We start from the raw sequence: 24,753 nt of genomic DNA, 5'->3' as shown, positions 1-24,753 counted from the left end.
TGATGACAACACCGTTGGAGGCCCGATGACCAGGGACGATCAGCCCGCTCCCCGCGCCCGCGGTCTCACGCCGGCGTCCTTCCTCGCCGCCGCCGCGGCACTGAACACGATTCACGAGGCCCTGCACACCGCCCAGGCCACACAGGAGGGGCAGCCCACCGGGCCCGACGAAGCCGACTCCGAGCAGGCGCTCTCCGCGCTCCTGCTGCTGCGCCAAGCACGTGAGCAACTCGCCGAATGGGAAGCAGGCCTGATCGAAGCCGCGCGGGAAGCCGGCGCCAGCTGGGCCGACCTCGCCCATCCCCTCGGCGTCTCCAGCCGCCAGGCCGCCGAACGCCGCTACCTGCGCGTCCGCCCCGGCAACCCGGGCTCCACAGGCGAGCAGCGGGTACAAGCCACCCGCGACCGCCGTGCCGGCGACCGCACCGTCACCGCCTGGGCCCGTGCCAACGCCGCCACCCTGCGCCAGCTCGCCGGCCAGATCACCGCACTCACCGACCTCCCCACCGCCGCCCGCCCCCCACTGGCCGAGCTCACCGCCGCCCTCGCCGACAACGACCCGGCCACCCTCGTCACCCCCCTGACGGACACGCACCCGTATCTGGCACCCGCCCACCCCGACCTCGCGGCGCACGTCGACGACATCGCCCGCCACGCCGACCGACTCCGCCGACACAGCTCAAACCAGCGGCGGGCCTGACGGGACCCGTCGTCAGCGGAGGACACCACCACCGGCTGCCGTCACGAAGCGAGTGAAGGCCTCGGGGGTGAGGGAAAGGACCCCGGCATGGGGGTTCTTGGAGTCGCGGACGGCGATGTGGGGGGTGAGGTGGGCGACCTCGACGCACTCGCCGCCACTGCTTCCGCTGTACGACGACTTACGCCACTGCGCGCGCGTCAGGTTCAGGTTGCTCCCCATAGCGTTCCTCCATCACGCGGGCGATCAGGGCGGCCGAGTCTCTCGGTGAGAGGGCCGCAGCCTGCAAGCGAGCGTAACCGAGAGAACGCTCTTTGATCACTGGCGGATTGGCGGTCAGGTGGCCCTGGTCGTAGCTCTCGCTGTAGTGCAGGTCCGGATCGCTGTCGAACCGGAACAGCGTGAACGAGCCCATCATCCCGGCGTGTTGCCCCGCCGAGAACGGCAGCACCTGGATCTCCATCCACTGACGGCCGAACAGGCCCAGCAGGTGTGCCAGTTGCTCCCGCATGACCCCCCGGCCGCCGATCTCCCGATACAGCACTGCCTCGTCCAGCACGACCCACAGCACCGGCGGCTGCTCCCGCGCCAGGATGCGCTGCCGGTCCATCCGTGCCGCCACCATCTCGTCAAGCCGGTTCGAGTGCTCTACGCCGAGCACGGCTCGTGCGTAGGCCTCCGTCTGTAGAAGCCCGTGCACCAACTGGCACTGGTACGTCGAGATGAACCCCGCCTTCGCCTCCATCTCCGCATATGGCTGGAACCAGTTCGGCAACTGACTGCGCAGTACCAACCCCACCAGCCGCGAGAACACCCCGTCCGTCCCCAGCGCCGCGTCCACCCGCTCCGAGAACTCCCGCTGCGGCACCTTCGCCGCCGTCTCGATCTGTCCGATCAGCGACCCCGTGCAGAACACGATCGACCCGAGCTGCGCCAGCGTGAGTCCCGCCTCCTCCCGCATCCGGCGCAGCTCGTAGCCGTAGTAGTCCAACGGCGATGCGCTCGGGTCGAGTTCACGGATCCGCATGTCGACCACCTCCCATGACTGAGAGTAGCCATTCGGATGCACAGAGATCTCGGCTTGTGGAAAACTCGGCCGCCCTTCAAGTCATCCCGCCACCCGAGAGCCTCGTCGAAATATTCATGCAAGCACGCTTGCTTGTTTCTGGACGCGCTGCCATCCTCGCCCCATGGCAGACCCGACGCCCGTCATCGACGATCTGTGCGCCGAGAGCGACGAACTCGACCTGCTCGTGGGAGAGCTGAAGCCCGAGCAGTGGGCGCTCGCGACCCCGGCGCCGCGCTGGACCGTCGCCCATCAGATCGCCCACCTCGCCTGGACCGACCACTCCTCCCTGCTCGCGGTGACCGATCAGGACGCCTTCTCCCGCGAGGTCGAGAAGGCGCTGGCCGCGCCCGGTGACTTCGTGGACAACGGTGCGGAGGAGGGGGCCGGGAAGCCGCCCGAGCAGCTGCTCGCGGACTGGCGGACCGGGCGGAGGGCCCTGGCCGACGCCCTGCGGACCGCCCCCGACGGCGCCCGCTTCCCCTGGTACGGCCCGCCCATGTCCACCGCCTCCATGGCCACCGCCCGTCTCATGGAGACCTGGGCCCACGGCCTGGACGTGGCGGACGCGCTGGGCGTGACCCGTACCCCCACCGACCGGCTGAGCCACATCGCCCGCCTCGGCGTCCGCACCCGCGACTTCTCCTTCGGCGTGCACGGACTGACCCCGCCCTTCGAGGAGTTCCGCGTCGAACTCACCGCACCCTCAGGCGAGTTGTGGACCTACGGCCCCGAGAGCGCCACCGATCACGTCACCGGCCCCGCCCTCGACTTCTGCCTCCTCGTCACCCACCGAGCCCACCGCACCGACCTGGCCCTGCGCACCGAAGGCGCCGACGCCGACCGCTGGCTCGACATCGCCCAGGCCTTCGCGGGCCCACCGGGTGAAGGGCGCCCGCCTAAGGGGGCGGCCGGATGAGCACGTTGCGTATCGGCAACGCCTCCGGCTTCTACGGCGACCGCTTCGACGCCTTGCGCGAGATGCTCACCGGCGGCGAACTCGACGTCCTCACCGGCGACTACCTCGCCGAACTGACCATGCTCATCCTCGGCCGCGACCGCCTGAAGGACCCCGGCGCCGGCTACGCCCGCACCTTCCTGCGCCAACTCGAGGAATCCCTCGGCCTCGCCCACGAGCGGGGCGTCAAGCTCGTGACCAACGCCGGCGGCCTCAACCCCGCCGGACTCGCCGACCGGGTAAGGGAGTTGGCGGACCGGCTCGGCATCCCGGTCCGTGTCGCCCACGTCGAGGGCGACGACCTCACCGCACAGCACCCCGGCAGCCTCGCCGCCCACGCCTACCTCGGCGGCTTCGGCATCGCCGCTTGCCTCCGCGAGGGCGCCGACATCGTGGTCACCGGGCGGGTGACGGACGCGGCGCTGGTCACCGGGCCCGCCGCCGCGCACTTCGGGTGGGAGCCCAGGGAGTACGACCGGCTGGCCGGAGCCGTCGTCGCCGGGCATGTGCTGGAGTGCGGGACACAGGCGACCGGCGGGAACTACTCGTTCTTCCAGGACGGGGACGTCCGGCGCCCCGGCTTCCCCCTCGCCGAGCTCCACGAGGACGGCACGGCGGTCATCACCAAACACCCCGGCACCGGCGGCTTCGTCGACATCGGCACGGTGACCGCACAGCTCCTGTACGAGACGGGCGGCGCCCGGTACGCGGGCCCCGACGTCACCGCCCGCCTCGACACCGTCCGCCTCACCCAGGACGGCCCCGACCGCGTCCGCATCGACGGTGTCCACGGCGAACCCCCGCCCCCCACCCTCAAGGTCGGCCTCAACCGGCTCGGCGGCTTCCGCAACGAGGTCGCCTTCGTGCTGACCGGCCTCGACATCGAGTCCAAGGCGGCCCTGGTACGGCAGCAGATGGATCCCGTACTCGCCAAAGCCGCCGACGTCCGCTGGGACCTGGTCCGCACCGACCGTCCCGACGCCGACACCGAGGAGACCGCGAGCGCGCTGCTGCGGCTCGTCGTACGGGACCCGGACCAGGAAACCGTGGGACGGGCGCTCAGCGGGGCCGCCATCGAGCTCGCGCTCGCGAGCTACCCCGGCTTCCATGTGCTCGCCCCACCGGGAAAGGGCGCGCCTTATGGGGTCTTCGAGGATGTGTACGTCCCCCATGACGCCGTCCCCCATGTGGCGGTCCTCCATGACGGGCGGCGGGTCCCTGTGGCACCGGCCCAGGACACCGCCGTACTCGACGACGTGCCGGAGCCACCGCTGCCCGAGCCGTGGCAGGCCGGCGGGCAGCCAGGGCCTACGCGCCGCGCCCCGCTCGGTCTCGTCGCCGGTGCCCGCAGCGGCGACAAGGGCGGGAACGCCAACGTGGGCGTCTGGGCCCGGACCGACGAGGCCTGGCGCTGGCTCGCGCACACGCTGACCGTCGACCGCTTCCGTGAACTCCTTCCAGAAACAGCGGACTTGCACGTCACCCGGCACGCCCTCCCCGCCCTCCGCGCCCTCAACTTCGTCGTCGAGGGCATCCTCGGCGCCGGCGTCGCCGCCCAGCACCGCTTCGACCCGCAGGCCAAGGCCCTCGGCGAATGGCTGCGCTCCCGCCACCTGGACATCCCCGAGGAGCTGGTGTGACCGTCCTGTCGTCGGCGTTGGACACCAACGGCCCCGACTACCGCGCCCACCGCGAGACCATGCTCGCCAAGCTCGCCGAACTGGACGCCGAGCACGCCAAGGCCCTCGCGGGCGGCGGCGAGAAGTACGTCCAACGGCATCGCAAGCGCGGCAAGCTGCTCGCCCGCGAACGCATCGAGCTGCTCCTCGATCCGGATACTCCCTTCCTGGAACTGTCCCCGCTGGCCGCCTGGGGCAGCGACTACACGGTCGGTGCCTCGCTCGTCACCGGGATCGGTGTCGTCGAGGGCGTGGAGTGCCTGATCACCGCCAACGATCCGACCGTGCGCGGCGGCGCCAGCAACCCCTGGTCGCTGAAGAAGGCGTTGCGCGCCAATGACATCGCGCTCGCCAACCGGCTGCCCTGCATCAGCCTGGTGGAGTCCGGGGGCGCCGATCTGCCCTCCCAGAAGGAGATCTTCATCCCGGGCGGCGCGATCTTCCGGGATCTCACCCGGCTTTCGGCGGCCGGTATTCCGACGGTCGCGGTCGTGTTCGGCAACTCCACCGCCGGGGGCGCGTACATCCCCGGAATGTCCGACCACGTGATCATGGTCAAGGAACGCGCGAAGGTGTTCCTCGGCGGGCCACCCCTGGTGAAGATGGCGACCGGCGAGGAGAGCGACGACGAGTCGCTGGGCGGTGCCGAGATGCACGCACGCGTGTCGGGTCTCGCGGACTACTTCGCAGTCGACGAGCAGGACGCGCTGCGGCAGGCGCGGAGAGTGGTGGCACGCCTGAACCACCGCAAGGCGTACGACGATCCAGGTCCCGTCGAGCCGCCCAAGTACTCCAACGAGGAGCTCCTCGGCATCGTTCCCGGCGATCTGAAGATCCCCTTCGACCCCCGCGAGGTCATCGCCCGGATCGTCGACGCCTCCGACTTCGACGAGTTCAAGCCGCTGTACGGGACCAGCCTGACGACGGGCTGGGCCTCGCTGCACGGCTATCCGGTCGGCGTGCTGGCGAACGCCCAAGGCGTGCTGTTCTCCGAGGAGTCCCAGAAGGCGGCCCAGTTCATCCAGCTGGCCAACCAGCGCGACATCCCGCTCCTCTTCCTGCACAACACCACCGGCTACATGGTCGGCAAGGAGTACGAGCAGGGCGGCATCATCAAGCACGGCGCGATGATGATCAACGCGGTGTCCAACTCCCGCGTCCCCCACCTGTCCGTGCTGATGGGGGCCTCGTACGGCGCCGGGCACTACGGCATGTGCGGGCGGGCCTACGACCCCCGCTTCCTCTTCGCCTGGCCCAGCGCCAAGTCGGCCGTCATGGGCCCGCAGCAGCTCGCCGGCGTCCTCTCGATCGTGGCCCGGCAGTCGGCGGCGGCGAAGGGGCTGCCGTACGACGAGGAGGGGGACGCGGCACTGCGGGCCCTGGTGGAGCAGCAGATCGAGTCCGAGTCGCTGCCGATGTTCCTGTCCGGGCGGCTCTACGACGACGGCGTCATCGACCCCCGCGACACCCGGACCGTCCTCGGCCTGTGCCTGTCGGCCATCCACACGGCGCCGTACGAGGGTGCGCGCGGCGGCTTCGGCGTCTTCCGGATGTGAGGGACCTTCCAGTGATCACTTCTGTCCTCGTCGCCAACCGCGGCGAGATCGCCTGCCGCGTCTTCCGCACCTGCCGTGAGTTGGGCATCCGGACGGTCGCCGTGCACTCCGACGCCGACGCGAACGCCCTCCACGCGCGCGTGGCCGACACGGCGGTACGGCTGCCGGGGGCGACCCCCGCGGAGACGTATCTGCGCAACGACCTGATCGTGAAGGCGGCGGTCGCGGCCGGCGCGGACGCCGTGCACCCCGGCTACGGCTTCCTCTCCGAGAACGCGGACTTCGCACGCGCCGTCCTGGACGCGGGGCTGGTGTGGATCGGCCCGAGCCCGTCGTCGATCGAGGCGATGGCGTCCAAGACGCGCGCGAAGGAGCTGATGGGCCTCGCGCCGCTGGGGGAGCCCACGGAGGCCGATCTGCCGCTGCTGGTGAAGGCGGCCGCGGGCGGCGGGGGGCGCGGGATGCGGATCGTGCGCCGCCTGGAGGAGCTGGGCGCCGCACTGGAAGGCGCGCGCGCCGAGGCCGCGAGCGCCTTCGGGGACGGCGAGGTGTTCGTCGAGCCCTACGTCGAGAACGGCCGCCACGTCGAGGTCCAGATCCTCGCCGACACCCACGGCACGGTCTGGGCGCTCGGCACCCGCGACTGCTCCCTCCAGCGCCGCCACCAGAAGGTCGTCGAGGAGTCCCCGGCGCCCGGACTCTCCGAGGAACTCGTGGCCGAGCTGCACGCGCTGTCCGTACGCGCCGCCCGCGCGGTCGACTACGTGGGCGTCGGCACGGTCGAGTTCCTGGTCGCCGACGACAAGGCACAGTTCCTGGAGATGAACACCCGACTCCAGGTCGAACACCCGGTGACGGAAGCGGTGTTCGACGTGGACCTGGTGGCCCTCCAGATCGCGGTGGCCGAGGGCGCCGCACTGGACGCGGGCGGCCCCCCACGCGCGCGTGGCCACGCCGTCGAGGCCCGCCTCTACGCCGAGGACCCCTCGACCGACTGGACCCCCCAGACGGGCACCCTCCACCGCCTCACCGTCCCCGACACCGTCCGCCTCGACACCGGCTACGACGACGGCACCGAGATCGGCGTCCACTACGACCCCCTGCTCGCCAAGGTCATCGCCCACGCCCCCACCCGCGCGGAGGCGCTCCGCAAACTGGCCGGCGCGCTGGAACGGGCCACGATCCACGGCCCGACGACCAACCGGGACCTCCTGGTACGGAGCCTGCGCCACGAGGAGTTCACCTCGGCGGCGATGACCACGGCGTTCTACGACCGCCACCTCCCGTCCCTCACGACGGCGCACCCCGACCCGCACGCCCCCCTGGCCGCCGCCCTCGCCGACGCCCGAAGCCGCCCGTCCCGCTTCGGCGGAGGCTGGCGCAACGTCCCCTCCCAGCCCCAGACCAAGCGCTACGAACTCGCGGGCGAGGAGCACGAGGTCCGCTACCGCCCCACGCGCGACGGCCTGGAGGCGGACGGGGTGCGCGTCGTACACGCGAACGCGGGCCTGGTCGTACTCGAAGTGGAGGGGGTGCAGCGCAAGTTCGAGGTGACGCGGTACGGCGACGAGGTGTTCGTGAACGCCACGAGGCTGAAGGCACTGCCCCGCTTCTCCGACCCCGCGGCCCAGCTGGCTCCGGGTTCCTTGATGGCCCCGATGCCGGGAACGGTGGTGAGGATCGCGGAGGGCTTGGCCGTAGGAGCCCCTGTGCGGGCTGGAGAGCCCCTCCTGTGGCTGGAGGCAATGAAGATGGAGCACAAGATCACGGCTCCCCTCACAGGCACGCTCACGGCCCTGCACGCGGCACTCGGCCACCAAGTCACCGTCGGTTCGTTGCTAGCGGTAGTCCAGGACACGTAGGGGCGCGGGGAACTGCGCGACCAGCCACAACGAAGGAGTCACATGCCCACGATCGAGACCGATGAGCACAAGGCCCTCCGCGCAGCTGTAGCCGCCCTGGGCAAGCGCCACGGCCGTACTTACAACCGAGAAGACCTCTGGTCCGAAGCAGCCAAGCTCGGCTATCTGGGAGTCAACCTCCCCGAGGAGTACGGAGGCGGAGGCGGCGGAATCTCCGAACTCTCCATCGTCCTCGAAGAGTTGGGAGCCGCGGGCTGCCCCCTGCTCATGATGGTCGTTTCCCCAGCCATCTGCGGCACAGTGATCGCCCGCTTCGGCACAGACGCCCAGAAGCAGGAGTGGCTCCCCGCCTTGGCGGACGGCACCCGCACCATGGCCTTCGGCATCACAGAACCCGACGCCGGCTCCAACAGCCACCGCATCACCACCACGGCCCGCAAAGACGGCACCGACTGGCTCCTCACCGGTCGCAAGGTCTTCATCTCCGGCGTGGACATAGCCGACGCGACCCTCATAGTCGGCCGCACCGAGGACTCCCGTACCGGCCGCCTCAAGCCCTGCCTCTTCATCGTCCCCCGGGACGCGGCCGGCTTCACCCGCCGCCAGATCGACATGGAACTCGACGCCGTGGAGAAGCAGTTCGAGCTGACCCTCGACGACGTACGCCTCCCCGCCGACGCACTCGTCGGAGACGAGGACGCGGGCCTCCTCCAGCTCTTCGCCGGCCTCAACCCCGAACGGATCATGACCGCCGCCTTCGCGATCGGCATGGGCAGGTACGCGCTCGCCAAAGCCATCGAGTACGCCCGCGACCGCACCGTCTGGAACGCCCCCATCGGCGCCCACCAGGCCATCGCGCACCCCTTGGCACAGGCGCACATCGACCTGGAGCTGGCGCGTCTGATGATGCAGAAGGCGGCCCATCTCTACGACGTGGGCGACGACGTCGGCGCGGGCGAGGCCGCCAACATGGCGAAGTACGCGGCGGGAGAGGCCTGCGTGAAGGCGGTCGACCAGGCCGTGCACACCCTCGGCGGCAACGGCCTCACCCGGGAGTTCGGGCTCGCGTCGTTGATAACCGCCTCGCGCGTGGCTCGTATTGCTCCGGTGAGCCGGGAGATGATTCTCAACTACGTCTCCCACCAGACCCTGGGTCTGCCCAAGTCGTACTAGGCCGTCTTGGAGGAACCGTGTTCCGCAGCGAGTACGCAGACGTCCCACCCGTCGAACTCCCCATCCACGAGGCCGTCCTGGGCCGGGCCGCCGAGTTCGGCGACAGCCCCGCGCTCGTCGACGGCACGGACGGCACCACCCTCACGTACGCCCAACTGGACGCGTTCCACCGGCGCGTCGCCGCCGGTCTCGCCGAGGCGGGGGTGGCCAAGGGGGCCGTGCTCGCGCTGCACAGCCCCAACACGATCGCGTTCCCCACCGCCTTCTACGCCGCCACGCGCGCGGGGGCCTCCGTCACCACCGTGCACCCGCTGGCCACGCCCGAGGAGTTCGCCAAGCAGCTCAAGGACTCCGCGGCCCGCTGGATCGTCACCGTCTCCCCGCTCCTTGAAGCGGCCCGCCGGGCGGCCGAACTCGCGGGCGGCGTCGAGGAGATATTCGTCTGCGACAGCGCGCCGGGACACCGCTCGCTCCTGGACATGCTGGGCTCGACGGCCCCGGAACCGGACGTCGACATCGACCCCGTGCAGGACGTGGCGGCACTGCCGTACTCCTCGGGCACGACCGGCATCCCCAAGGGCGTCATGCTCACCCACCGCCAGATGGCCACCAACCTCGCCCAGCTGGAACCGGCCATCGCCGCGGGCCCCGGCGACCGCATCCTCGCCGTCCTGCCGTTCTTCCACATCTATGGCCTGACAGCCCTCATGAACGCCCCCCTGCGCAGGGGCGTCACGGTCGTCGTCCTGCCCCGCTTCGACCTGGAGACCTTCCTCGCGGCCATCCAGAACCACCGCATCACCGGCCTGTACGTCGCCCCGCCGATCGTCCTGGCCCTCGCCAAGCACCCACTGGTCGCCCAGTACGACCTGTCGACGCTCCAGTACATCATCAGCGCCGCCGCCCCCCTGGACGCCAAGCTCGCCGAGGCCTGCTCGCAGCGCCTGAACCTGCCGCCCGTCGGCCAGGCGTACGGCATGACGGAACTCTCGCCCGGCACCCACGTCGTCCCCCTGGCCGCCATGCGCGAGGCGCCCCCCGGCACGGTCGGCCGCCTCATCGCCGGCACCGAGATGCGCATCGTCTCCCTCGACGACCCCGACAAGGACGTCGGCATCGCCGAGGACGGCGAGATCCTCATCCGCGGCCCCCAGGTCATGAAGGGCTACCTGGGCCGCCCCGACGCCACCGCCGCGATGATCGACCCCGACGGCTGGCTGCACACCGGCGACGTCGGCCATGTCGACGCCGACGGCTGGCTCTTCGTCGTCGACCGGGTCAAGGAACTCATCAAGTACAAGGGCTTCCAGGTCGCCCCGGCCGAGCTCGAAGCCCTCCTGCTGACCCACCCGGACATCGCCGACGCCGCCGTCATCGGCGTCTACAACGACGACGGCAACGAGGTCCCGCACGCGTACGTGGTCCGCCAGCCCACCGGCACCGACCTCACCGAGAGCGAGGTCATGATGTACGTCGCCGAACGCGTCGCCCCCTACAAACGCGTCCGCCAGGTCACCTTCATCGACGGGGTACCGCGCGCCGCCTCCGGGAAGATTCTGCGCCGACAGCTGAGGGAGCTCCAGTGACACCGATCGGCCGCGCACGCGCGCGTGGAATCGAGACCCTCACCCTCGACTCCCCCCACAACCGCAACGCCCTGTCGGCGGCGCTGGTGGAGGAGCTGGCCGCCGGCCTCGCCGAGGGGGAGAAGGACGGCGACGTACGCGCGATCGTCCTCACCCACACCGGGAACACGTTCAGCGCGGGCGCCGACCTGAAGGACCCGCCGGACCCGGACGCGCTGGTGGGGCTGCTGCGGCAGATCGTCGAACTCCCCAAACCGGTGCTCGCCCGGGTCACCGGCCACGTCCGCGCGGGCGGCCTCGGCCTGCTGGCGGCCTGCGACATCGGCGTGGCGGCCACCGGGGCGACCTTCGCCTTCACCGAGGTACGGATCGGGGTGGCCCCCGCGGTGATCTCCCTGCCGCTGCTGCCCCGCACCGACCCCCGCGCCCTCGCCCGCTACTACCTCACCGGCGAACGCTTCGACGCCGCCGAGGCCGCCCGCATCGGCCTCCTCACAGCGACCGGCGACGACGTGGACGACGTACTGGAACCCATCCTGGACGGCCTGCGCAAGGCGGCCCCCGAAGGCCTGGCGGAGACGAAACAGCTGCTCACCGCTAGGGTGCTGGAAGCCTTCGACCGGGACGCGGCCGACCTCACCGCACTCTCGGCCCGCCTGTTCTCCTCCGCACAGGCCCGCGAGGGCATGACGGCCTTTCTAGAACGACGGGACCCCGCATGGGCGCTGTGAGCACGGTCGGCGACCGGGTGGAACGTACTCCCAAACAGGACCGCAGCCGGGCCACCCGGCAGCGGCTCCTGGAAGCCGCCGTGGCCTGCCTCGCCGAACACGGCTGGGCGGGCTCCACGGTGTCGGTGGTCGCCGAACGCGCGGGCGTCTCCCGGGGCGCCGCCCAGCACCACTTCCCGACACGGGAGGACCTGTTCACGGCGGCCGTGGAGTACGTGGCGGAGGAACGCTCCACGGCGCTCAGGGACCTGTTCCCCGAAGGCGCGGCCGGCGACCGGCGAGCGGTCGTCTCGGCACTGGTCGACCTCTACACCGGTCCGTTGTTCCGGGCCGCCCTCCACCTGTGGGTCGCCGCCTCCAACGAGGAGCAGCTCCGCCCGCGCGTGACGGAACTGGAGGCCCGCGTAGGCAGGGAGACGCACCGGATCGCGGTCGAGCTGCTGGGCGCGGACGAGTCCGGACCGGGGGTACGGGAGACGGTCCAGGGCCTGCTGGACATGGCCCGCGGTCTGGGCCTGGCCAACCTGCTCACCGACGACCGGGCACGGCGCGACAAAGTGGTCGCCCAGTGGACGGCGCTGGTGGAAACCGCCCTCAGGGACTGACCGCCCTCGGGGACTGACCACCCTCAGGGACTGAGCCGCTCCACCCGCCAGCTCCCGTCCGGCTCCGCCACGTACCGCAGCCGGTCGTGGAGCCGGTTCTCGCGCCCCTGCCAGAACTCCACCGCCTGCGGAGCCACCCGGAAACCGCCCCAGTTCGGCGGCACCGGCACCTGCTCGCCCTCCGGATAACGGGCCGCCAGCTCGGCGTACGACCCCTCCAGCTCCGCACGTGTGCCGATCACCGACGACTGGGCACTGGCCCACGCCCCGAGCTGCGAACCGTGCGGGCGGGTACGGAAGTACGCGGCGGTCTCGTCCCGTCCGGTCCGGCGCGCGACACCCGTGACGACGACCTGCCGGGCCATCGGATGCCACGGAAAGAGCAACGAGACATACGGATTCCCGGCGAGGTCACGCGCCTTGCGGGAGTCGTAGTTCGTGTAGAACACGAACCCCTGCTCGTCGAACTGCTTCAGCAGCACCGTACGAGAGGTGGGCCGGCCCTCCGCGTCCGCCGTGGAGACCACCATGGCGTTCGGCTCGAACAGCTGGGCCTCCGTCGCGGCCTGCTTGAACCAGCGCGCGAACTGCCCCACGGGCGTGGCGGCGAGGTCGCTCTCGGCGAGCCCCTCGGCCCGGTACTGCTTGCGCATGGCGGCGGGGTCGGGGAAGGGATCGGGGTCGCGGGAGACGTCGTCTGCGTCGGTCACGCCGTCATCTTGCCGTATGGAATCCGCCGGAGGACCGGTCGGGGCCCACCGCACAAGGGTGGCACTCAGTGCCGCAAGTACTCCCCAAAGGTGGCACTCGGGGATATGGTGCAGATGCCGCCGCGGTGGGGTGACCACCCGCCGTACGGGGCATCACAGGGCCAGCCGACCATCCGGAGCCGTCCCCTCCGCAGGTCGCCCCCACACCGCCCCGACAAGACCTGTCGCACACATCATGAGGAGCCGCCTGATGTCCGACCTCGACCCCGGCTTTGTGCCCGGCCTCGAAGGAATCGTCGCGTTCGAGACGGAGATCGCCGAACCGGACAAGGAAGGCGGCGCCCTGAGGTACCGCGGCGTCGACATCGAGGACCTGGTCGGCCATGTCTCGTTCGGCAACGTCTGGGGCCTGCTCGTCGACGGCGCCTTCCGCCCCGGCCTGCCTCCCGCCGAGCCCTTCCCGATCCCCGTGCACTCCGGCGACATCCGAGTGGACGTCCAGTCCGCCCTCGCGATGCTGGCCCCCGTCTGGGGCCTCAAACCCCTCCTCGACATCGACGAGGCCCAGGCCCGCGACGACCTCGCGCGGGCGGCCGTCATGGCCCTGTCCTACGTCGCCCAGTCCGCCCGCGGCCAGGGCCGCCCCATGGTCCCGCAGAACGAGATCGACAAGGCCCAGTCCGTCGTCGAACGCTTCATGATCCGCTGGCGCGGCGAACCCGACCCCAAGCACGTCGCCGCGGTCGACGCGTACTGGACGTCCGCCGCCGAGCACGGCATGAACGCGTCCACCTTCACCGCGAGGGTGATCGCCTCGACGGGCGCCGATGTGGCCGCCGCGCTCTCCGGCGCCGTAGGAGCCATGTCCGGGCCGCTGCATGGCGGTGCGCCGTCGCGTGTCCTCCACATGATCGAGGAGATCGAGCGCACGGGGGATGCGGACGCCTACGTGAAGCAGGCCCTGGACAAGGGTGAGCGTCTGATGGGCTTCGGTCACCGGGTGTACCGCGCCGAGGACCCGCGCGCGCGTGTGCTCCGTCGGACGGCCCGTGAGCTTGGCGCGCCTCGCTTCGAGGTGGCTGAGGCGTTGGAGAAGGCCGCACTGGCGGAGCTGCACGCGCGGCGTCCGGACCGGGTGCTGGCGACCAACGTCGAGTTCTGGGCGGCGATCGTGCTGGACTTCGCCGAGGTGCCGGCCCATATGTTCACGTCGATGTTCTCGTGTGCGCGGACGGCGGGATGGTCGGCGCACATCCTGGAGCAGAAGCGGACGGGGCGGCTCGTACGGCCTTCTGCTCGCTATGTGGGGCCCGGTTCGCGGCGGCCGCAGGATGTCTCCGGGTATGAGGACATCGCCCACTGAGAGGGGTGTCTGAGGAGCGCGGGCGACTGCGGGTGCGATGTGGCTGGTCGCGCAGTTCCCCGCGCCCCTAGGTGGGTGATCAGGCCGGAGTCAGCAAGTTGCCGTGATGCCGCTCGGCCACCAGCGGGTGCGCCCGGAGCTTGCCCTTCAGCTCGTTGTAGCCGTACTCCGCGAAGAGCGGGTTGGTGGGGTCGTCCGTGATGCCGGGGGCGGTGGAGGCGTACGGGAAGGTCAGGGGCTCCACGCGCGCGTCGAGGCGCGGGTTGTAGAAGAACGGGACGGAGAAGCGCTCGGTCGCTCCGGGCGGGGAGACGACCCGGTGGTTGGTGGCGACGAGGTAGCCGTTCGTGGCCACCTCCAGCAGCTCACCGAGATTCACCACGAACGCCTCCTCCAGCGGCGGCACATCATGGAACAGCCCGTCCTCGCGCTGCACCTGGAGCCCGCCGACCTGGTCCTGGAGCAGCAGGGTCAGGAACCCGTAGTCCTTGTGGGCGCCGACCCCCTGATCGGCACCGTCCCCGGCACTCCCCGGATACCGCACGAGCTTCAGATGCGGATGGGCGTGCGCCCCGAAGATCGGGTCGTAGAAGTCCGCGGGCGCCCCGATGGAGACGAGCAGCTCGTGCAGCAGCCGCTCGGCGACCTCACTGAGCCGCGCGATCCACGCCAGCGCGGCCGTCCGCAGCTCGGGCAGCGAGTCGGGCCACTGGTTGGGCCCCTGGAGCCACCAGTAGGCAGGCTCGTCGGCACCCGGTATGCGAGCTTCCCGCTCAGCCCCGATGTCGAGCTGGTCCCGCCAGTCCCTGCTGCCCCCCGTCCGCTCGTCCCCGGTCCGCGTGTACCCACGGAAGTGCGGCGAGCGGACGTTGTCGAGGGCGAGTCGCTCCGCTTCGGGAAGGGCGAAGAACTTCCGCATCGCGGAGAGCAGGGAACCGACCTCTTCACGGCTCACCCCATGCCCGACGAGCTGGAAGAACCCCACGTCATGGGCGGCACTGTGCAGCTGGGCGTGCAGCAGCGCACGGGCCTGCGGACCGCGGTCGGCGGCGGAGAGATCGATGATCGGGAGCTGCTGGTACGACGGAATCGTCGACACGTTCGTCATGGAGTTCGTCCACAGAAAGAGAAGAAGGAGGAAACGGCAGCGGGTGGCTGCGTCAGAAAGGGGCCGGAAGCTCAGATGGAGCGTCGACAGCCCATGCTCGTGACGCGGACGTAGTCCACGTGGCGGCGTCGAACGAGCGAAAGCATGAGGTCAGAGTACTGCGCGCCGCAAGAAATGCGGGTGTCGCAGATCACTCCCGAAAATCCTCCAGGAACGCAGACGACCCGCAAGCTCGGGTTCCACCGCCTGAGCGGGGGAGCCGGCCGGACGTACCGGCGAGCTTGCGGGTCGGGTGACTGCGTTGGATTGGCCGGCTGCGTGTTTCTCGCACACGCTGGTCCGGCACCGCACTTGGTGTGGTGGCAGGCCGCTAGCCCGCAGCCACCTCGCGCGTCCGGGTTTCACTCATTTACCCGATCACCTCCCTTCCTACGTAGGGCACACCCTAGGAACCGATCAGAGACGGCTCAACCGATTTTCCGGGATGTTTACGGCACAGATTCCGGCCGGAGCGAGTAGCCGTATCCGTCGCCCCGCTGCAGCAGCACCATGTTCCGGTGACGGACGTTGAACCGGCCTGCCGGTGTGGTGAGGCTGTGCTGCCCGTTGGCTCGGACCGAGAGGCGACCGGTCCAGGTGCCCGCCCACCTGCCGGTCGGTACGTTGGCTCGGACAAGGTCTCCCGTGACGTACCCGAAGTGCCGCTTGACGCGAGACCGCCGCAGACGAGGGAAGCCGAATCGGTCCGGGGTGGTACGGGCATAGGAGCCGCGCCCAGCTGCCTTGGCGACGAGCACCTGTCCCGGAAAACGCACGATCGCATCGCCGCTCTCGTGATCCAGCTGCCCGACAGAGAGCGCGTCCAAGGTGTGGGTCTTGGCCAGCCCCATAGCGCTGCGGTTCCACTTCGTACATCCGCCCGACCAAGCGTGTACCGGGCGGCCAAGGCCACTCAGCACCTCCGTGAGCTGCCAGCGGGTCGCGTTCATGGCGGCCGCGTCATGGAGCGGGGTTTTTGCTTGCTGGAGGATCTTCGTGAGGCGCTCGGGTTGGTGGGCGAGGAAGACCTCGACGGGCGTGTTGTCCTTGGCCTTGTTGCAGGGGACGCAGGCAAGGACCAGGTTGGAGATGCGGTTCGAGCCCCCTCGACTGCGGGGCCTGATGTGATCGATGTTCAGAGGTACGCCGGTTGCGTCGCAGTAGGTGCAAGCACGGTTCCACTTGGCGTGCAGGTAGGCACGGGCTTCAGTGCCGGCCAGGGTTCCTTGCTGGTACTCCGTCGCTCTGAGGGGTCTGCCCGCGCTCATGGCGTGGGTGTCGAAGGCGACGCTTTCCATGTGGATCTCGGTGACCGGCGCGTAGCGGAACAGTCGGGCTGTCCAGGAGACGGTGGTGTCGACTCGGTGGCGTAAGGAGGGCGGGAGCCATCCTGTGGGACGGGTTCGGTTGTTCGAGCGTGGTGCTCGGTAACGGCAGTTGGCGGAGCGCCGTCTGTGTCGGTAACCGGCGCGCTGTTGCATGCACAGGTGGATCTGGTCGCCCCGGTGCTGGAGTTCGACCGAGACCAAACCCCGTCTGACGGTGATCACGGCTCCTTGCCCGTCGACTTCCTTCTTCTCGTCGGTGAGAGCGAGGCCCGTTCCTTTGGAGCCTGGGTCAATGCGCAGGTCTACGCCGTCGACTTCTGATTCGGCGAGGGTGCGGTCCTTCAGGCGGATGGTGAAGGGCACTTGCCGGGCGACTACCGCCCTTCCCTTGCCCAGGAGTTCGCGGGCGCGGGCGGGGTGGCAGGGCATGAGTGGCTGCCCGTCCTTGGCGAGGACGAAGACTCGGCTTGCCCCGACACCACCGGTGTAAGAGTGGTCCTGTGTGGGAGCGTCACCGCTCCGGTTCTCTGCCTTGGCGTGACGCCGACGGGCTTCGGTGCTGTGTCCGTCGGTCTCCCCTCGCCCATGTTCCCTGCCGGTGCCCCGCGCGGTGGCGGGGTGTCCGTGAGCCGTTTCGTCCCTGCTCCCAGGGGTGTCTGCTCTCACGAATTCCAGTGCAAGCTGCTGAGGAAGCACAGCGTGGTGGGTCTGCTCGCCTGCAGGAAACGTAGTCATCGGGGCACCTCCCTGATCTCGGATCGCGATGACTTGGGCTGGTCAGCCGACGACCATGGGGTCGGGGAGCGACTGACCTCCTCTCAGCGATGCAAGGCACGCTAGTGATCAAGCTGTCATCGAGCAGTAGAAGTGACTAACAGCGCTCATTCGTGCGAAGAACCCCAAATCCTCGAACACGCAGCCGATCTTGCTGCTACAGGAAGCGCACGCCAGCCTCGCCTCACCGAACCGACGCTCACCTCACCGCCGCACAACCGCCGCCAGATCCAGCGCCGAAGCGATCCGCACCGCCACGTCCTCCGCGTACACCGCGTCGGACCGCTCGAACGGGCTCCGCCCGGCGCCTCGCAGGAAGGTCACGACCCCGAGCGTGCGCCCCCGGCTCCGCAGGACCGCGCACAGCGCGTGTACGGCGTCTCCCGGCCACTGCCGGGCCAGGGCCCACTCGCGCGCCTTGTCGGGCGGTACCGCCCCCACGCTGGCCCGTACGGCGCCCGTACGGTCCACGCACTGGAGTGCCGGATGCCCCTCGGCGTAGCGGACGGGCAGTCCGGCCTGTCCGGTCAGCAGGCTCGGGCCGGGTGCTCCGGAGGGGGTCCCCGCGACGCGTACGAGTCGTACGGGCCCCTCCGACTCGGCGGCCGGATCTCCCGCCACCCGGTCGATCAGCGCGTGGTCGGCGAAGCCGGCGAGGGCGAAGTCGAGGTGGATCGTGGCGGCTTCGGACGGGTCCTCGCACTCGGCGGCGGCGCGGGCCGCGCGGTGCAGCTGGTTGGTGCGGAAGCGGAGCAGTGCCGCCTCCTGTTCGGCCTGCTTGGACTCGGTGACGTCGTTGAAGAGCCAGCCGACACCCAGCGGCACCGGCTCCTCGGCGAGCGGCGAGGCCAGGCGTACGAAGCCGCAGCGCCAGCAGCGCCGCTGTTCGCCCTCGGAGGTGCGTACGCTCACCCAGATCTCGGCGGGTGCGGGCGGCGCGCCCTCGGCCAGCACATGGGTGAGCGCGCTCTCCAGCTCCTCCACGCCTTGCGCGAGCAGCTCTCCGAGGGGCCGCCCCAGGACGGACGTACGGCCGATGCCGAGGGCGCGGGCGGCGTGCGCGTTGACCACTGCCGGTCGCAGGTCGGCGTCGACCAGGACGACACCCCAGCTGGCGTCCTCGAACAGCGCCTCGCTGAGTGCGATGGACCGCTCCAGGTCGATCTGCGCGTGCACCTCGCTGAAGGCGCAGTACACCCCGGCCGGCTTCCCGTCGGGGCCGCGTACGGCGGCCGACTGGGTCCGTACGAGGACTCTGCCGCCGTCCTTGGTGAGCAGGGCGAACTCGTGCACCTGGCGCCCGGGAGCCCGCATGGCGGACAGCAGCCGCCCCTCGACCTCCTGGGCGTCCGCGCTGCGCACCGCCCACCCGGCGAATCCCTGCCGCCCCACCGCCTCGGCGGCGGTCCAGCCGAGGATCCGTTCGGCCTCGCGGTTCCAGTGGGTGACGACGCCGTCGGCGTCGAAGGCACACAGTGCCGCGTCCATGCCGTCGAGCAGGGCGGCGAGCAGATCCGCACCATCGGGCTGTTCGGGCTCGTTCGGCCCCAGCTCGTCGGTGGTCCCACTACGCCGCGAAGCACTCACCTGGACCCCCTGCAGGCTGCGTCCGTCCGTACGACACGTCGGTTCGCTCACTTGCAATCATCTAACTGGAACGTGACGCAGCACACACCGGGTTCCCGCAAGTTGGGGGAATCGTTGTACGCCGCTTCTGTCTCTACGGTGCCCGATCCAGCCTGAGGTCGACCCACAGGTCGGTCTCGGGCGGCAGCACATAGCGTTCGACCTCGGTGAACCCGTGTTTCTCGGCGAAGCGCAGACCGTCCTCGTTGACGGCCAGGACACAGGTCTCGATCGCGGTGGCGCCCAGCACGCGTGCGTGGGCGAGCCCGTTCTCGTACAGCGCCGTCCCGAACCCCTGGCGCCGGTGCTCGGGCAACACGCGCGCGATGACCGTCACCGCCCCGTCCTGCGGGGGCCGCACGGTGGAGCAGCCGACGAGCACGTCACCGACGTAGGCGTTCTGCAGCCGGTAGCGCGCCCCGCGCTCCCGCACGGTGGCGAGGTCCAGCTCGTCGGCCGGAACGATCACGTTGTGGACGTACCGCCACTGCTCCAGCATGGCGTCGCCCACTGCGGGCTCTATTCGAACATCAGACACGAGATCCACCTCCCCGCGGCACGTACACCTCAATCTCGATCTTCGTACGAGGATCCGCGAGCCCGTCCGTGATCGTCGCCGCCGACGATCACCGATCGAGGGTGAGGTGATCCCTCGCGGCTCTGCGGAACGCCGTCACCAGGCGGTTGCGGTCCTCGGCGCGGGTCGCCAGGACGACGTGGCTCGGTTCGACGCCCTCCAGCGGGACCATGGTGAGGTCGGGGCGCAGCACCCTGCCGACGGAGACCACGGAGACGGCCAGGCTCTCTCCGGCGGCGACGAGTTCGAACTTGTCCTCGATCGCCGCGATGAGCGGTCCGTTGGGGGCCGGGCGGCCGTCCGGCCGCGGCTCGAAACGCCAGAAGGCGCTGCGCACCGGATCCGCCGTCCGCGGCAGCGGCTCGTCGGCGATGTCGGCGAGCGTCACGGACTCCTTGCCGGCGAGCCGATGGTCCAGCGGGACGATCAGGACGCGCGGCTCGTCGTACAGGACCGTCACCTGGAGGCCGTCCGTCGGGAACGGCAGCCGGGTCACCACCGCGTCGACCTGGTGGTCGAGGAGGGCGGGGCATACGTCGTCCCAGTTCAGGTGCGTGGTCTGGACATCGGCGTCCGGGTGCCGGTGGCGCAGCGCCCGGACCGCCGGAGTGACGATGAGGCCCGAGGTGAAGCCGACCGTCATGCGGTTCGGGAGGGCGGCGGCACGCGCGCGTGTGGCCGCCTGTACCGCGACGCGCAGCAGTTCTTCGGCCTGTGGCAGGAAGATCTCCCCGGCCTCCGTCAGCCGCGTCCCCTGCGGGGTGCGGTCGAGGAGCCGGGCGCCCACCTGCCGCTCCAGCCGCTGCATCTGCCGGCTCAGGGAGGGCTGCGTGATGTGCAGGGCCGTGGCGGCACGGCCGAAGTGGCGATGCTCGGCGACGACCGTGAAGTACCGGACCAGGCGGAGGTCGAGGTCGGTCATATAAGGAGCCTACTGAGGCTTGAGCTGGAGTGATGCCTGAATCGTATTGCCCGATGAGAAACAGGCTTTGGACGCGGACCGTGCCTGCTCCGGACGATGAGGACATCCAGACACCATCCCTCTGTTCGGAGGCATCACCATGCGCGTTTTCGTCACCGGCGCCAGCGGGTTCGTCGGTTCCGCCGTCGTACGCGAACTCCTCGGCGCCGGGCACCAGGTCGTCGGCCTGGCCCGCTCCGACTCGTCGGCCGATGCACTGGAGTCCATGGGCGCCGAGGTGCACCGAGGCGACCTCGACGACGCCGACAGCCTCCGCCGTGGCGCCGCGGCGGCGGACGGTGTCATCCACACGGCCTTCAGGCACGACTTCTCCGACATCGCCGCCTCCGGCGCGATCGACCTGCACGCCGTCCAGGCTATGGGCGCGGCCCTCGAAGGCACCGGCAAACCCTTCGTGACGACCTCGGTGTACCTGGTCGCGCCGGGCACGTTCGCCACGGAGGAGGACGCGGCCGTCGCGGAATCCGTGGCCCCCTTCCGCGTCCCCTCCGAGGAGGCCACCCTCGCCCTCGCCGAACGCGGCGTGCGGGCCTCGCTCGTCCGCCTCCCCCCGTCCGTCCACGGCCACGGCGACGGCGCCTTCGTCCCCCGGCTGATCGACATCGCCCGCGACCGGGGTGTGTCGGCCATGGTCGGCGACGGCACCAACCACTGGCCCGCCGTCCACCGCCTCGACGCGGCCCGGCTGTTCCGGCTGGCCCTGGAGAAGGCCCCGGCGGGCGTCCGCCTGCACGCGATCGACGACGAGGGCGTCCCCCTCCACGCCATCGCGACCGCCATCGGCCACGGCCTGGACCTCCCGGTCGTCCGGATCCCCCACGCCGAAGCCGCCGCCCACTTCGGCTGGATCGCCCACTTCGCCTCCCTCGACCTCCGGGCGTCCAGCGCCCTGACACAGCAGCGGCTGGGCTGGAAGCCGGAGGAGGCGGGGCTGCTCGCGGATCTGGAGGACGGGCACTACTTCGAGGCGGGGCGGACGAGCAAGCTCTGAGGGGCTCTATTGCCGGTAGAAGATCCGGTCCCCGTACTCCTCGAACACCCGCGCGTTCCACGCCAGCCCCCCGTCCACGTTCCCCGACCGCAGCATCGGCGGCTCGATGCCCCGTGCCGCCAGGTCGGCCGCCGCCGTCGCCACGACGGCCTGGAGGAGGGCGGAGGTGACGACGGTGGAGGCGGGGGCGAAGGGGGCGGGGACGGTGTCGAGGGTGAGTTCCGCGTCGCCGATGGCGATCTTGGAGTCGAGGACGACGTCGCAGTGGTCCTTGAGGTAGGTGCCGGAGGAATGGCGGGGGGTCGTCTCCGAGGCGTACGCCACCGAGGTCACGCCGATGACCTGCACGCCACGCGTGCGTGCGCTCATCGCCATCTCGACGGGCAGGGCGTTGCGGCCGGACAGGGAGATGACCACGAGGGTGTCGCCCGCGCGGAGCGGGGAGGAGTCCAGGACGGCGGTCGCGAGGCCGTCGACGCGCTCCAGGGCGGAGCCGAGCGTGGCGGGCATGACGTCGACGCCGACCACGCCGGGGACGGTGAGCAGGTTCATCAGGGCGAGGCCGCCGGCGCGGTAGACGACGTCCTGGGCGGCGAGCGAGGAGTGCCCGGCGCCGAAGGCGAACAGCCGGCCGCCGGCGGCGACGGTGTCGGCGAGGAGCGTCCCGGCCGCGGCGATGGGCTCGGCCTCCTCCTCGCGGACCCGCTGGAGCAGGCCGATCGCAGCGTCGAAGAACCGGTCGGCGGGCGTGCCGTCGCTCATACGGGCCCCTTAGGGTCGGCTGTGTCGCGGATCACCGTGCGGTCTGGACCACTGCGGTGTCAATACGGCGGGGCCGAGCTGTGGCGCCCCGTCGGTGAACCTCCGTCCGCCCGGTCCCCGGCGCCGCCGCGCCACCGCCGCCGGGCGCGCCGCACCGGCGTGGGGCCTCTCGCGGGGCCTCGGACCGGGCCCCGGATCGCTGCCGAAACCAGCTCGTTTCACCGGCGCGGCACGGTTGTCAGTGCTATGCGTCAGAATTGAAGCCAGGGCCAGCGCACGCGCCGCGAAGTCGTTGCGCTTCCGGCAGATCTCATCGAGGGGCACGTATGTCCGGACTGATCGACACCACGGAGATGTATCTCCGCACCATCCTCGAGCTGGAGGAGGAAGGTGTGGTCCCCATGCGCGCCCGGATCGCCGAGCGGCTCGACCAGAGCGGGCCGACCGTCAGCCAGACGGTGGCGCGGATGGAGCGCGACGGACTGGTGTCCGTGGCGAGCGACCGGCACCTGGAGCTGACCGACGAGGGGCGTCGGCTGGCGACGCGCGTGATGCGCAAGCACCGGCTCGCGGAGTGCCTGCTCGTCGACGTCATCGGGCTGGAGTGGGAGCAGGTGCACGCCGAGGCGTGTCGCTGGGAGCACGTGATGAGCGAGGCCGTGGAGCGGCGGGTGCTCGAACTGCTCCGCCACCCCACCGAGTCGCCGTACGGCAACCCCATCCCCGGTCTGGAGGAGCTCGGCGAGAAGGACGGCGCCGACCCGTTCCTGGACGAGGGCATGGTGTCGCTGGCCGACCTGGACCCGGGCCTGGAGGGCAAGACGGTCGTCGTCCGCCGGATCGGCGAGCCGATCCAGACCGACGCGCAGCTGATGTACACGCTGCGCCGGGCGGGCGTGCAGCCCGGCTCGGTGGTGAGCGTGACGGAGTCGGCCGGCGGGGTGCTGGTGGGCAGCGGGGGTGAGGCGGCCGAGCTGGAGTCGGACGTCGCCTCGCATGTGTTCGTCGCCAAGCGCTGACTGCCGGACGCCTTCTGTCGGGTGTTCAACTGCCGGGACCACGGGGGCAGTTGTGGCATCCCGGCGATCTGGTCGATTCCAAGATTCACTGTGCCGAATCGCAGCGCTCGGACGCCCCGCGTGCGAGGCTGTCGCGTGAGGCATATGACCTGAGGGGGCGGGGAGGATGCGCCGCAGACGTGTGGAGGGCCCCGGCGCCAGGTGGCGCCGGGGCCTGTCCTCCCCTGTGCTGACCCGGAGCCCCGAGCTCCCAGGGTCATTCCCCTCGGACCGGTTTCCCCGGCCGGTCCGCCTCCCGCTGAAGATCTCCCCTCGGCGGCGACGATCAACCCCTGAGCAAGGTCACTCAAACGAGGGGTGTTGTCGGCGGAAACCGCATTCTCGAATGGGTATTCGATATCCTTCGGGTGACACGTCGGGTGGAACGTGCGCTTCAGGGAGGGGGCGGCACCACAGCAGGCACGTCAGGCAGGGCAGGCAGCACACGGTTCACAGGACCGGCCGGCTCGGCGTCCTTCGGGGTGCGGTGCCGGAACGGACTTCGACGAACCCGTTGAGGGGGGTGCCAGGACCAATGGCGCGGCGCATCGACGTGACCGGGGCGGGCGGCGTACGCCTCGCGGCCTGGGAGTTCGGCGACCCTCCCAAGCCCGACCCGGCGAGGGACGCGACGGAGCACGGCGTCCGGGAGAGCGGTGAGGCGGCCGCGCGGCACGGCGGTCGGCGGACCGCGCAAGGCGCCCTGGACCCTTCGCCCGGCGTGCTGTTACTGCACGGCCTCATGGGCCGCGCCTCCCACTGGGCCTCCACCGCCCGCTGGCTCTCCGAACGCCATCGGGCCGTCGCCCTCGACCAACGCGGCCACGGCCGCAGCGACAAGCCCCCACAGGCTTCCTTCACCCGCGAGGCCTACGTCGAGGATGCCGAAGCCGCCCTCGAACAGCTCGGCCTCGGCCCGGCCGTCCTCATCGGCCACGCCATGGGGGCGCTCACCGCCTGGCAGCTCGCCGCGAAGCGGCCGGACCTGGTGTCCGGAGTGATCATCTGCGACATGCGGGCCTCCGCGCTCGGCGCGGCCTCGCAGCGGGAGTGGGCGGACTGGTTCAAGGCCTGGCCCGTGCCGTTCGCCACGCTCGCCGACGTACGCAAGTGGTTCGGGGAGGACGATCCGTGGGTGGAGCGGCCCAACCCGGCGCGGGGGGAGTTCTACGCCGAGGTGATGGCGGAGTCGCCGGACGGGTGGCGGCCGGTGTTCGAGCACGAGCAGATGCTGAAGTCCCGGGAGACGTGGGTGTTCGACGCGCACTGGGAGGAACTGGCGCAGGTGCGGTGCCCGGCGTTGGTCGTGCGGGGGCTGGACGGGGAGTTGGGGCGGGCGGAGGCGCAGGAGATGGTGCGGGTGCTGCCGCGGGGGGAGTACGCGGAGGTGGCTGATGCCGGGCATCTTGTTCATTACGATCAGCCGGATGCGTGGCGGGCGGCGATCGAGCCGTTCATCGACGGTCTGACGGGGTGACCGGTGCCCAAGAGCTCGGGAGTTCCGTTGTGTGGCGGGTGCGGG

General features: G+C 70.7%; 22 protein-coding genes. 13 read left to right on the top strand and 9 right to left on the bottom strand.

Annotation, left to right across the window (positions count from 1 at the left end; genetic code table 11):
* Positions 1-25: 25 nt before the first annotated feature.
* On the top strand, positions 26-700 hold the full coding sequence (locus tag ACFY0U_RS14380; RefSeq protein ID WP_388634963.1) for a type III effector protein: 675 nt from the start codon (positions 26-28) through the stop codon (positions 698-700).
* A 12-nt stretch (positions 701-712) separates the two neighbouring features.
* Here ACFY0U_RS14380 and ACFY0U_RS14375 read toward each other — a convergent pair whose 3' ends face one another.
* Both ACFY0U_RS14375 and ACFY0U_RS14370 read right to left on the bottom strand, forming a co-directional pair.
* The gene (locus ACFY0U_RS14375) at positions 713-919 is read right to left on the bottom strand and encodes a DUF397 domain-containing protein (RefSeq protein ID WP_388634961.1); all 207 of its coding nucleotides are present in this window, start codon (positions 917-919) and stop codon (positions 713-715) included.
* The gene (locus ACFY0U_RS14370; RefSeq protein ID WP_388634959.1) at positions 879-1,724 is read right to left on the bottom strand and encodes a helix-turn-helix domain-containing protein; all 846 of its coding nucleotides are present in this window, start codon (positions 1,722-1,724) and stop codon (positions 879-881) included. The genes ACFY0U_RS14375 and ACFY0U_RS14370 overlap by 41 nt, the downstream gene beginning before the upstream one ends.
* Positions 1,725-1,887: 163 nt before the next feature.
* Here ACFY0U_RS14370 and ACFY0U_RS14365 point away from each other — a divergent pair, with 163 nt between their 5' ends.
* From ACFY0U_RS14365 to ACFY0U_RS14330, 8 genes are read left to right on the top strand one after another with little or no spacing between them, the layout of a single operon-like run.
* Complete coding sequence (locus tag ACFY0U_RS14365; RefSeq protein ID WP_388634957.1) at positions 1,888-2,682, top strand: TIGR03084 family metal-binding protein; 795 nt, start codon at positions 1,888-1,890, stop codon at positions 2,680-2,682.
* Positions 2,679-4,361, top strand: coding sequence for an acyclic terpene utilization AtuA family protein (locus tag ACFY0U_RS14360; RefSeq protein WP_388634955.1), 1,683 nt, complete (start codon positions 2,679-2,681; stop codon positions 4,359-4,361). Before ACFY0U_RS14365 ends, ACFY0U_RS14360 begins: the two co-directional genes overlap by 4 nt.
* Positions 4,358-5,956, top strand: coding sequence for an acyl-CoA carboxylase subunit beta (locus ACFY0U_RS14355; RefSeq protein WP_388634953.1), 1,599 nt, complete (start codon positions 4,358-4,360; stop codon positions 5,954-5,956). The genes ACFY0U_RS14360 and ACFY0U_RS14355 overlap by 4 nt, the downstream gene beginning before the upstream one ends.
* Before the next feature lie 11 nt (positions 5,957-5,967).
* The gene (locus tag ACFY0U_RS14350) at positions 5,968-7,818 is read left to right on the top strand and encodes a biotin carboxylase N-terminal domain-containing protein (RefSeq protein WP_388634951.1); all 1,851 of its coding nucleotides are present in this window, start codon (positions 5,968-5,970) and stop codon (positions 7,816-7,818) included.
* Between the two features lie 42 nt (positions 7,819-7,860).
* Positions 7,861-8,991, top strand: coding sequence for an acyl-CoA dehydrogenase family protein (locus ACFY0U_RS14345; protein ID WP_388634949.1), 1,131 nt, complete (start codon positions 7,861-7,863; stop codon positions 8,989-8,991).
* 17 nt (positions 8,992-9,008) lie between these two features.
* Positions 9,009-10,577, top strand: a complete 1,569-nt coding sequence (locus ACFY0U_RS14340) for a 4-coumarate--CoA ligase family protein (protein ID WP_388634947.1) — start codon at positions 9,009-9,011, stop codon at positions 10,575-10,577.
* Positions 10,574-11,308, top strand: a complete 735-nt coding sequence (locus ACFY0U_RS14335) for an enoyl-CoA hydratase family protein (protein WP_388634945.1) — start codon at positions 10,574-10,576, stop codon at positions 11,306-11,308. The genes ACFY0U_RS14340 and ACFY0U_RS14335 overlap by 4 nt, the downstream gene beginning before the upstream one ends.
* On the top strand, positions 11,296-11,913 hold the full coding sequence (locus tag ACFY0U_RS14330) for a TetR/AcrR family transcriptional regulator (protein ID WP_388634943.1): 618 nt from the start codon (positions 11,296-11,298) through the stop codon (positions 11,911-11,913). Before ACFY0U_RS14335 ends, ACFY0U_RS14330 begins: the two co-directional genes overlap by 13 nt.
* Before the next feature lie 23 nt (positions 11,914-11,936).
* On the opposite strand, the gene pdxH is transcribed toward ACFY0U_RS14330, so the two are convergent.
* Positions 11,937-12,566 carry a pyridoxamine 5'-phosphate oxidase gene (pdxH, locus tag ACFY0U_RS14325; protein WP_388635358.1) on the bottom strand — a complete coding sequence of 210 codons (630 nt, stop codon included), beginning with the start codon at positions 12,564-12,566 and terminating at the stop codon, positions 11,937-11,939.
* 307 nt (positions 12,567-12,873) lie between these two features.
* Here pdxH and ACFY0U_RS14320 point away from each other — a divergent pair, with 307 nt between their 5' ends.
* The gene (locus ACFY0U_RS14320) at positions 12,874-13,986 is read left to right on the top strand and encodes a citrate synthase 2 (RefSeq protein WP_388634941.1); all 1,113 of its coding nucleotides are present in this window, start codon (positions 12,874-12,876) and stop codon (positions 13,984-13,986) included.
* A 79-nt stretch (positions 13,987-14,065) separates the two neighbouring features.
* On the opposite strand, the gene ACFY0U_RS14315 is transcribed toward ACFY0U_RS14320, so the two are convergent.
* The 5 genes from ACFY0U_RS14315 to ACFY0U_RS14295 all read right to left on the bottom strand — a co-directional run bounded on the left by ACFY0U_RS14315 (position 14,066) and on the right by ACFY0U_RS14295 (position 20,360).
* The gene (locus ACFY0U_RS14315) at positions 14,066-15,094 is read right to left on the bottom strand and encodes an isopenicillin N synthase family dioxygenase (protein ID WP_388634939.1); all 1,029 of its coding nucleotides are present in this window, start codon (positions 15,092-15,094) and stop codon (positions 14,066-14,068) included.
* Between the two features lie 488 nt (positions 15,095-15,582).
* Positions 15,583-17,196, bottom strand: coding sequence for an RNA-guided endonuclease IscB (iscB, locus tag ACFY0U_RS14310; RefSeq protein ID WP_388634937.1), 1,614 nt, complete (start codon positions 17,194-17,196; stop codon positions 15,583-15,585).
* A 243-nt stretch (positions 17,197-17,439) separates the two neighbouring features.
* Positions 17,440-18,822 carry a PAS domain-containing protein gene (locus tag ACFY0U_RS14305; RefSeq protein ID WP_388634935.1) on the bottom strand — a complete coding sequence of 461 codons (1,383 nt, stop codon included), beginning with the start codon at positions 18,820-18,822 and terminating at the stop codon, positions 17,440-17,442.
* A gap of 133 nt (positions 18,823-18,955) precedes the next feature.
* Complete coding sequence (locus tag ACFY0U_RS14300) at positions 18,956-19,399, bottom strand: GNAT family N-acetyltransferase (protein WP_388634933.1); 444 nt, start codon at positions 19,397-19,399, stop codon at positions 18,956-18,958.
* 88 nt (positions 19,400-19,487) lie between these two features.
* Positions 19,488-20,360, bottom strand: a complete 873-nt coding sequence (locus ACFY0U_RS14295; protein ID WP_388634931.1) for a LysR substrate-binding domain-containing protein — start codon at positions 20,358-20,360, stop codon at positions 19,488-19,490.
* A 139-nt stretch (positions 20,361-20,499) separates the two neighbouring features.
* Here ACFY0U_RS14295 and ACFY0U_RS14290 point away from each other — a divergent pair, with 139 nt between their 5' ends.
* The gene (locus tag ACFY0U_RS14290; protein ID WP_388634929.1) at positions 20,500-21,411 is read left to right on the top strand and encodes an SDR family oxidoreductase; all 912 of its coding nucleotides are present in this window, start codon (positions 20,500-20,502) and stop codon (positions 21,409-21,411) included.
* 6 nt (positions 21,412-21,417) lie between these two features.
* Here the strand turns inward: ACFY0U_RS14290 and ACFY0U_RS14285 are convergent, their stop codons facing one another.
* On the bottom strand, positions 21,418-22,173 hold the full coding sequence (locus tag ACFY0U_RS14285; protein WP_388634927.1) for an SIS domain-containing protein: 756 nt from the start codon (positions 22,171-22,173) through the stop codon (positions 21,418-21,420).
* A 326-nt stretch (positions 22,174-22,499) separates the two neighbouring features.
* Here ACFY0U_RS14285 and ACFY0U_RS14280 point away from each other — a divergent pair, with 326 nt between their 5' ends.
* A complete protein-coding gene (locus ACFY0U_RS14280) occupies positions 22,500-23,192 on the top strand; it encodes a metal-dependent transcriptional regulator (RefSeq protein WP_020130217.1) in 693 nt (230 codons plus the stop codon).
* A gap of 574 nt (positions 23,193-23,766) precedes the next feature.
* Positions 23,767-24,708: an alpha/beta fold hydrolase gene (locus tag ACFY0U_RS14275; protein WP_388634924.1), complete on the top strand. Its 942-nt coding sequence runs from the start codon at positions 23,767-23,769 to the stop codon at positions 24,706-24,708.
* Positions 24,709-24,753 lie beyond the last annotated feature (45 nt).

This window comes from Streptomyces sp. NPDC001536 (assembly GCF_042894505.1).
Classification (GTDB): Bacteria; Actinomycetota; Actinomycetes; order Streptomycetales; family Streptomycetaceae; genus Streptomyces.
The sequence above is the reverse complement of the archived record's forward strand: the minus strand, read 5'-3'. Positions and strand labels throughout refer to the sequence as shown.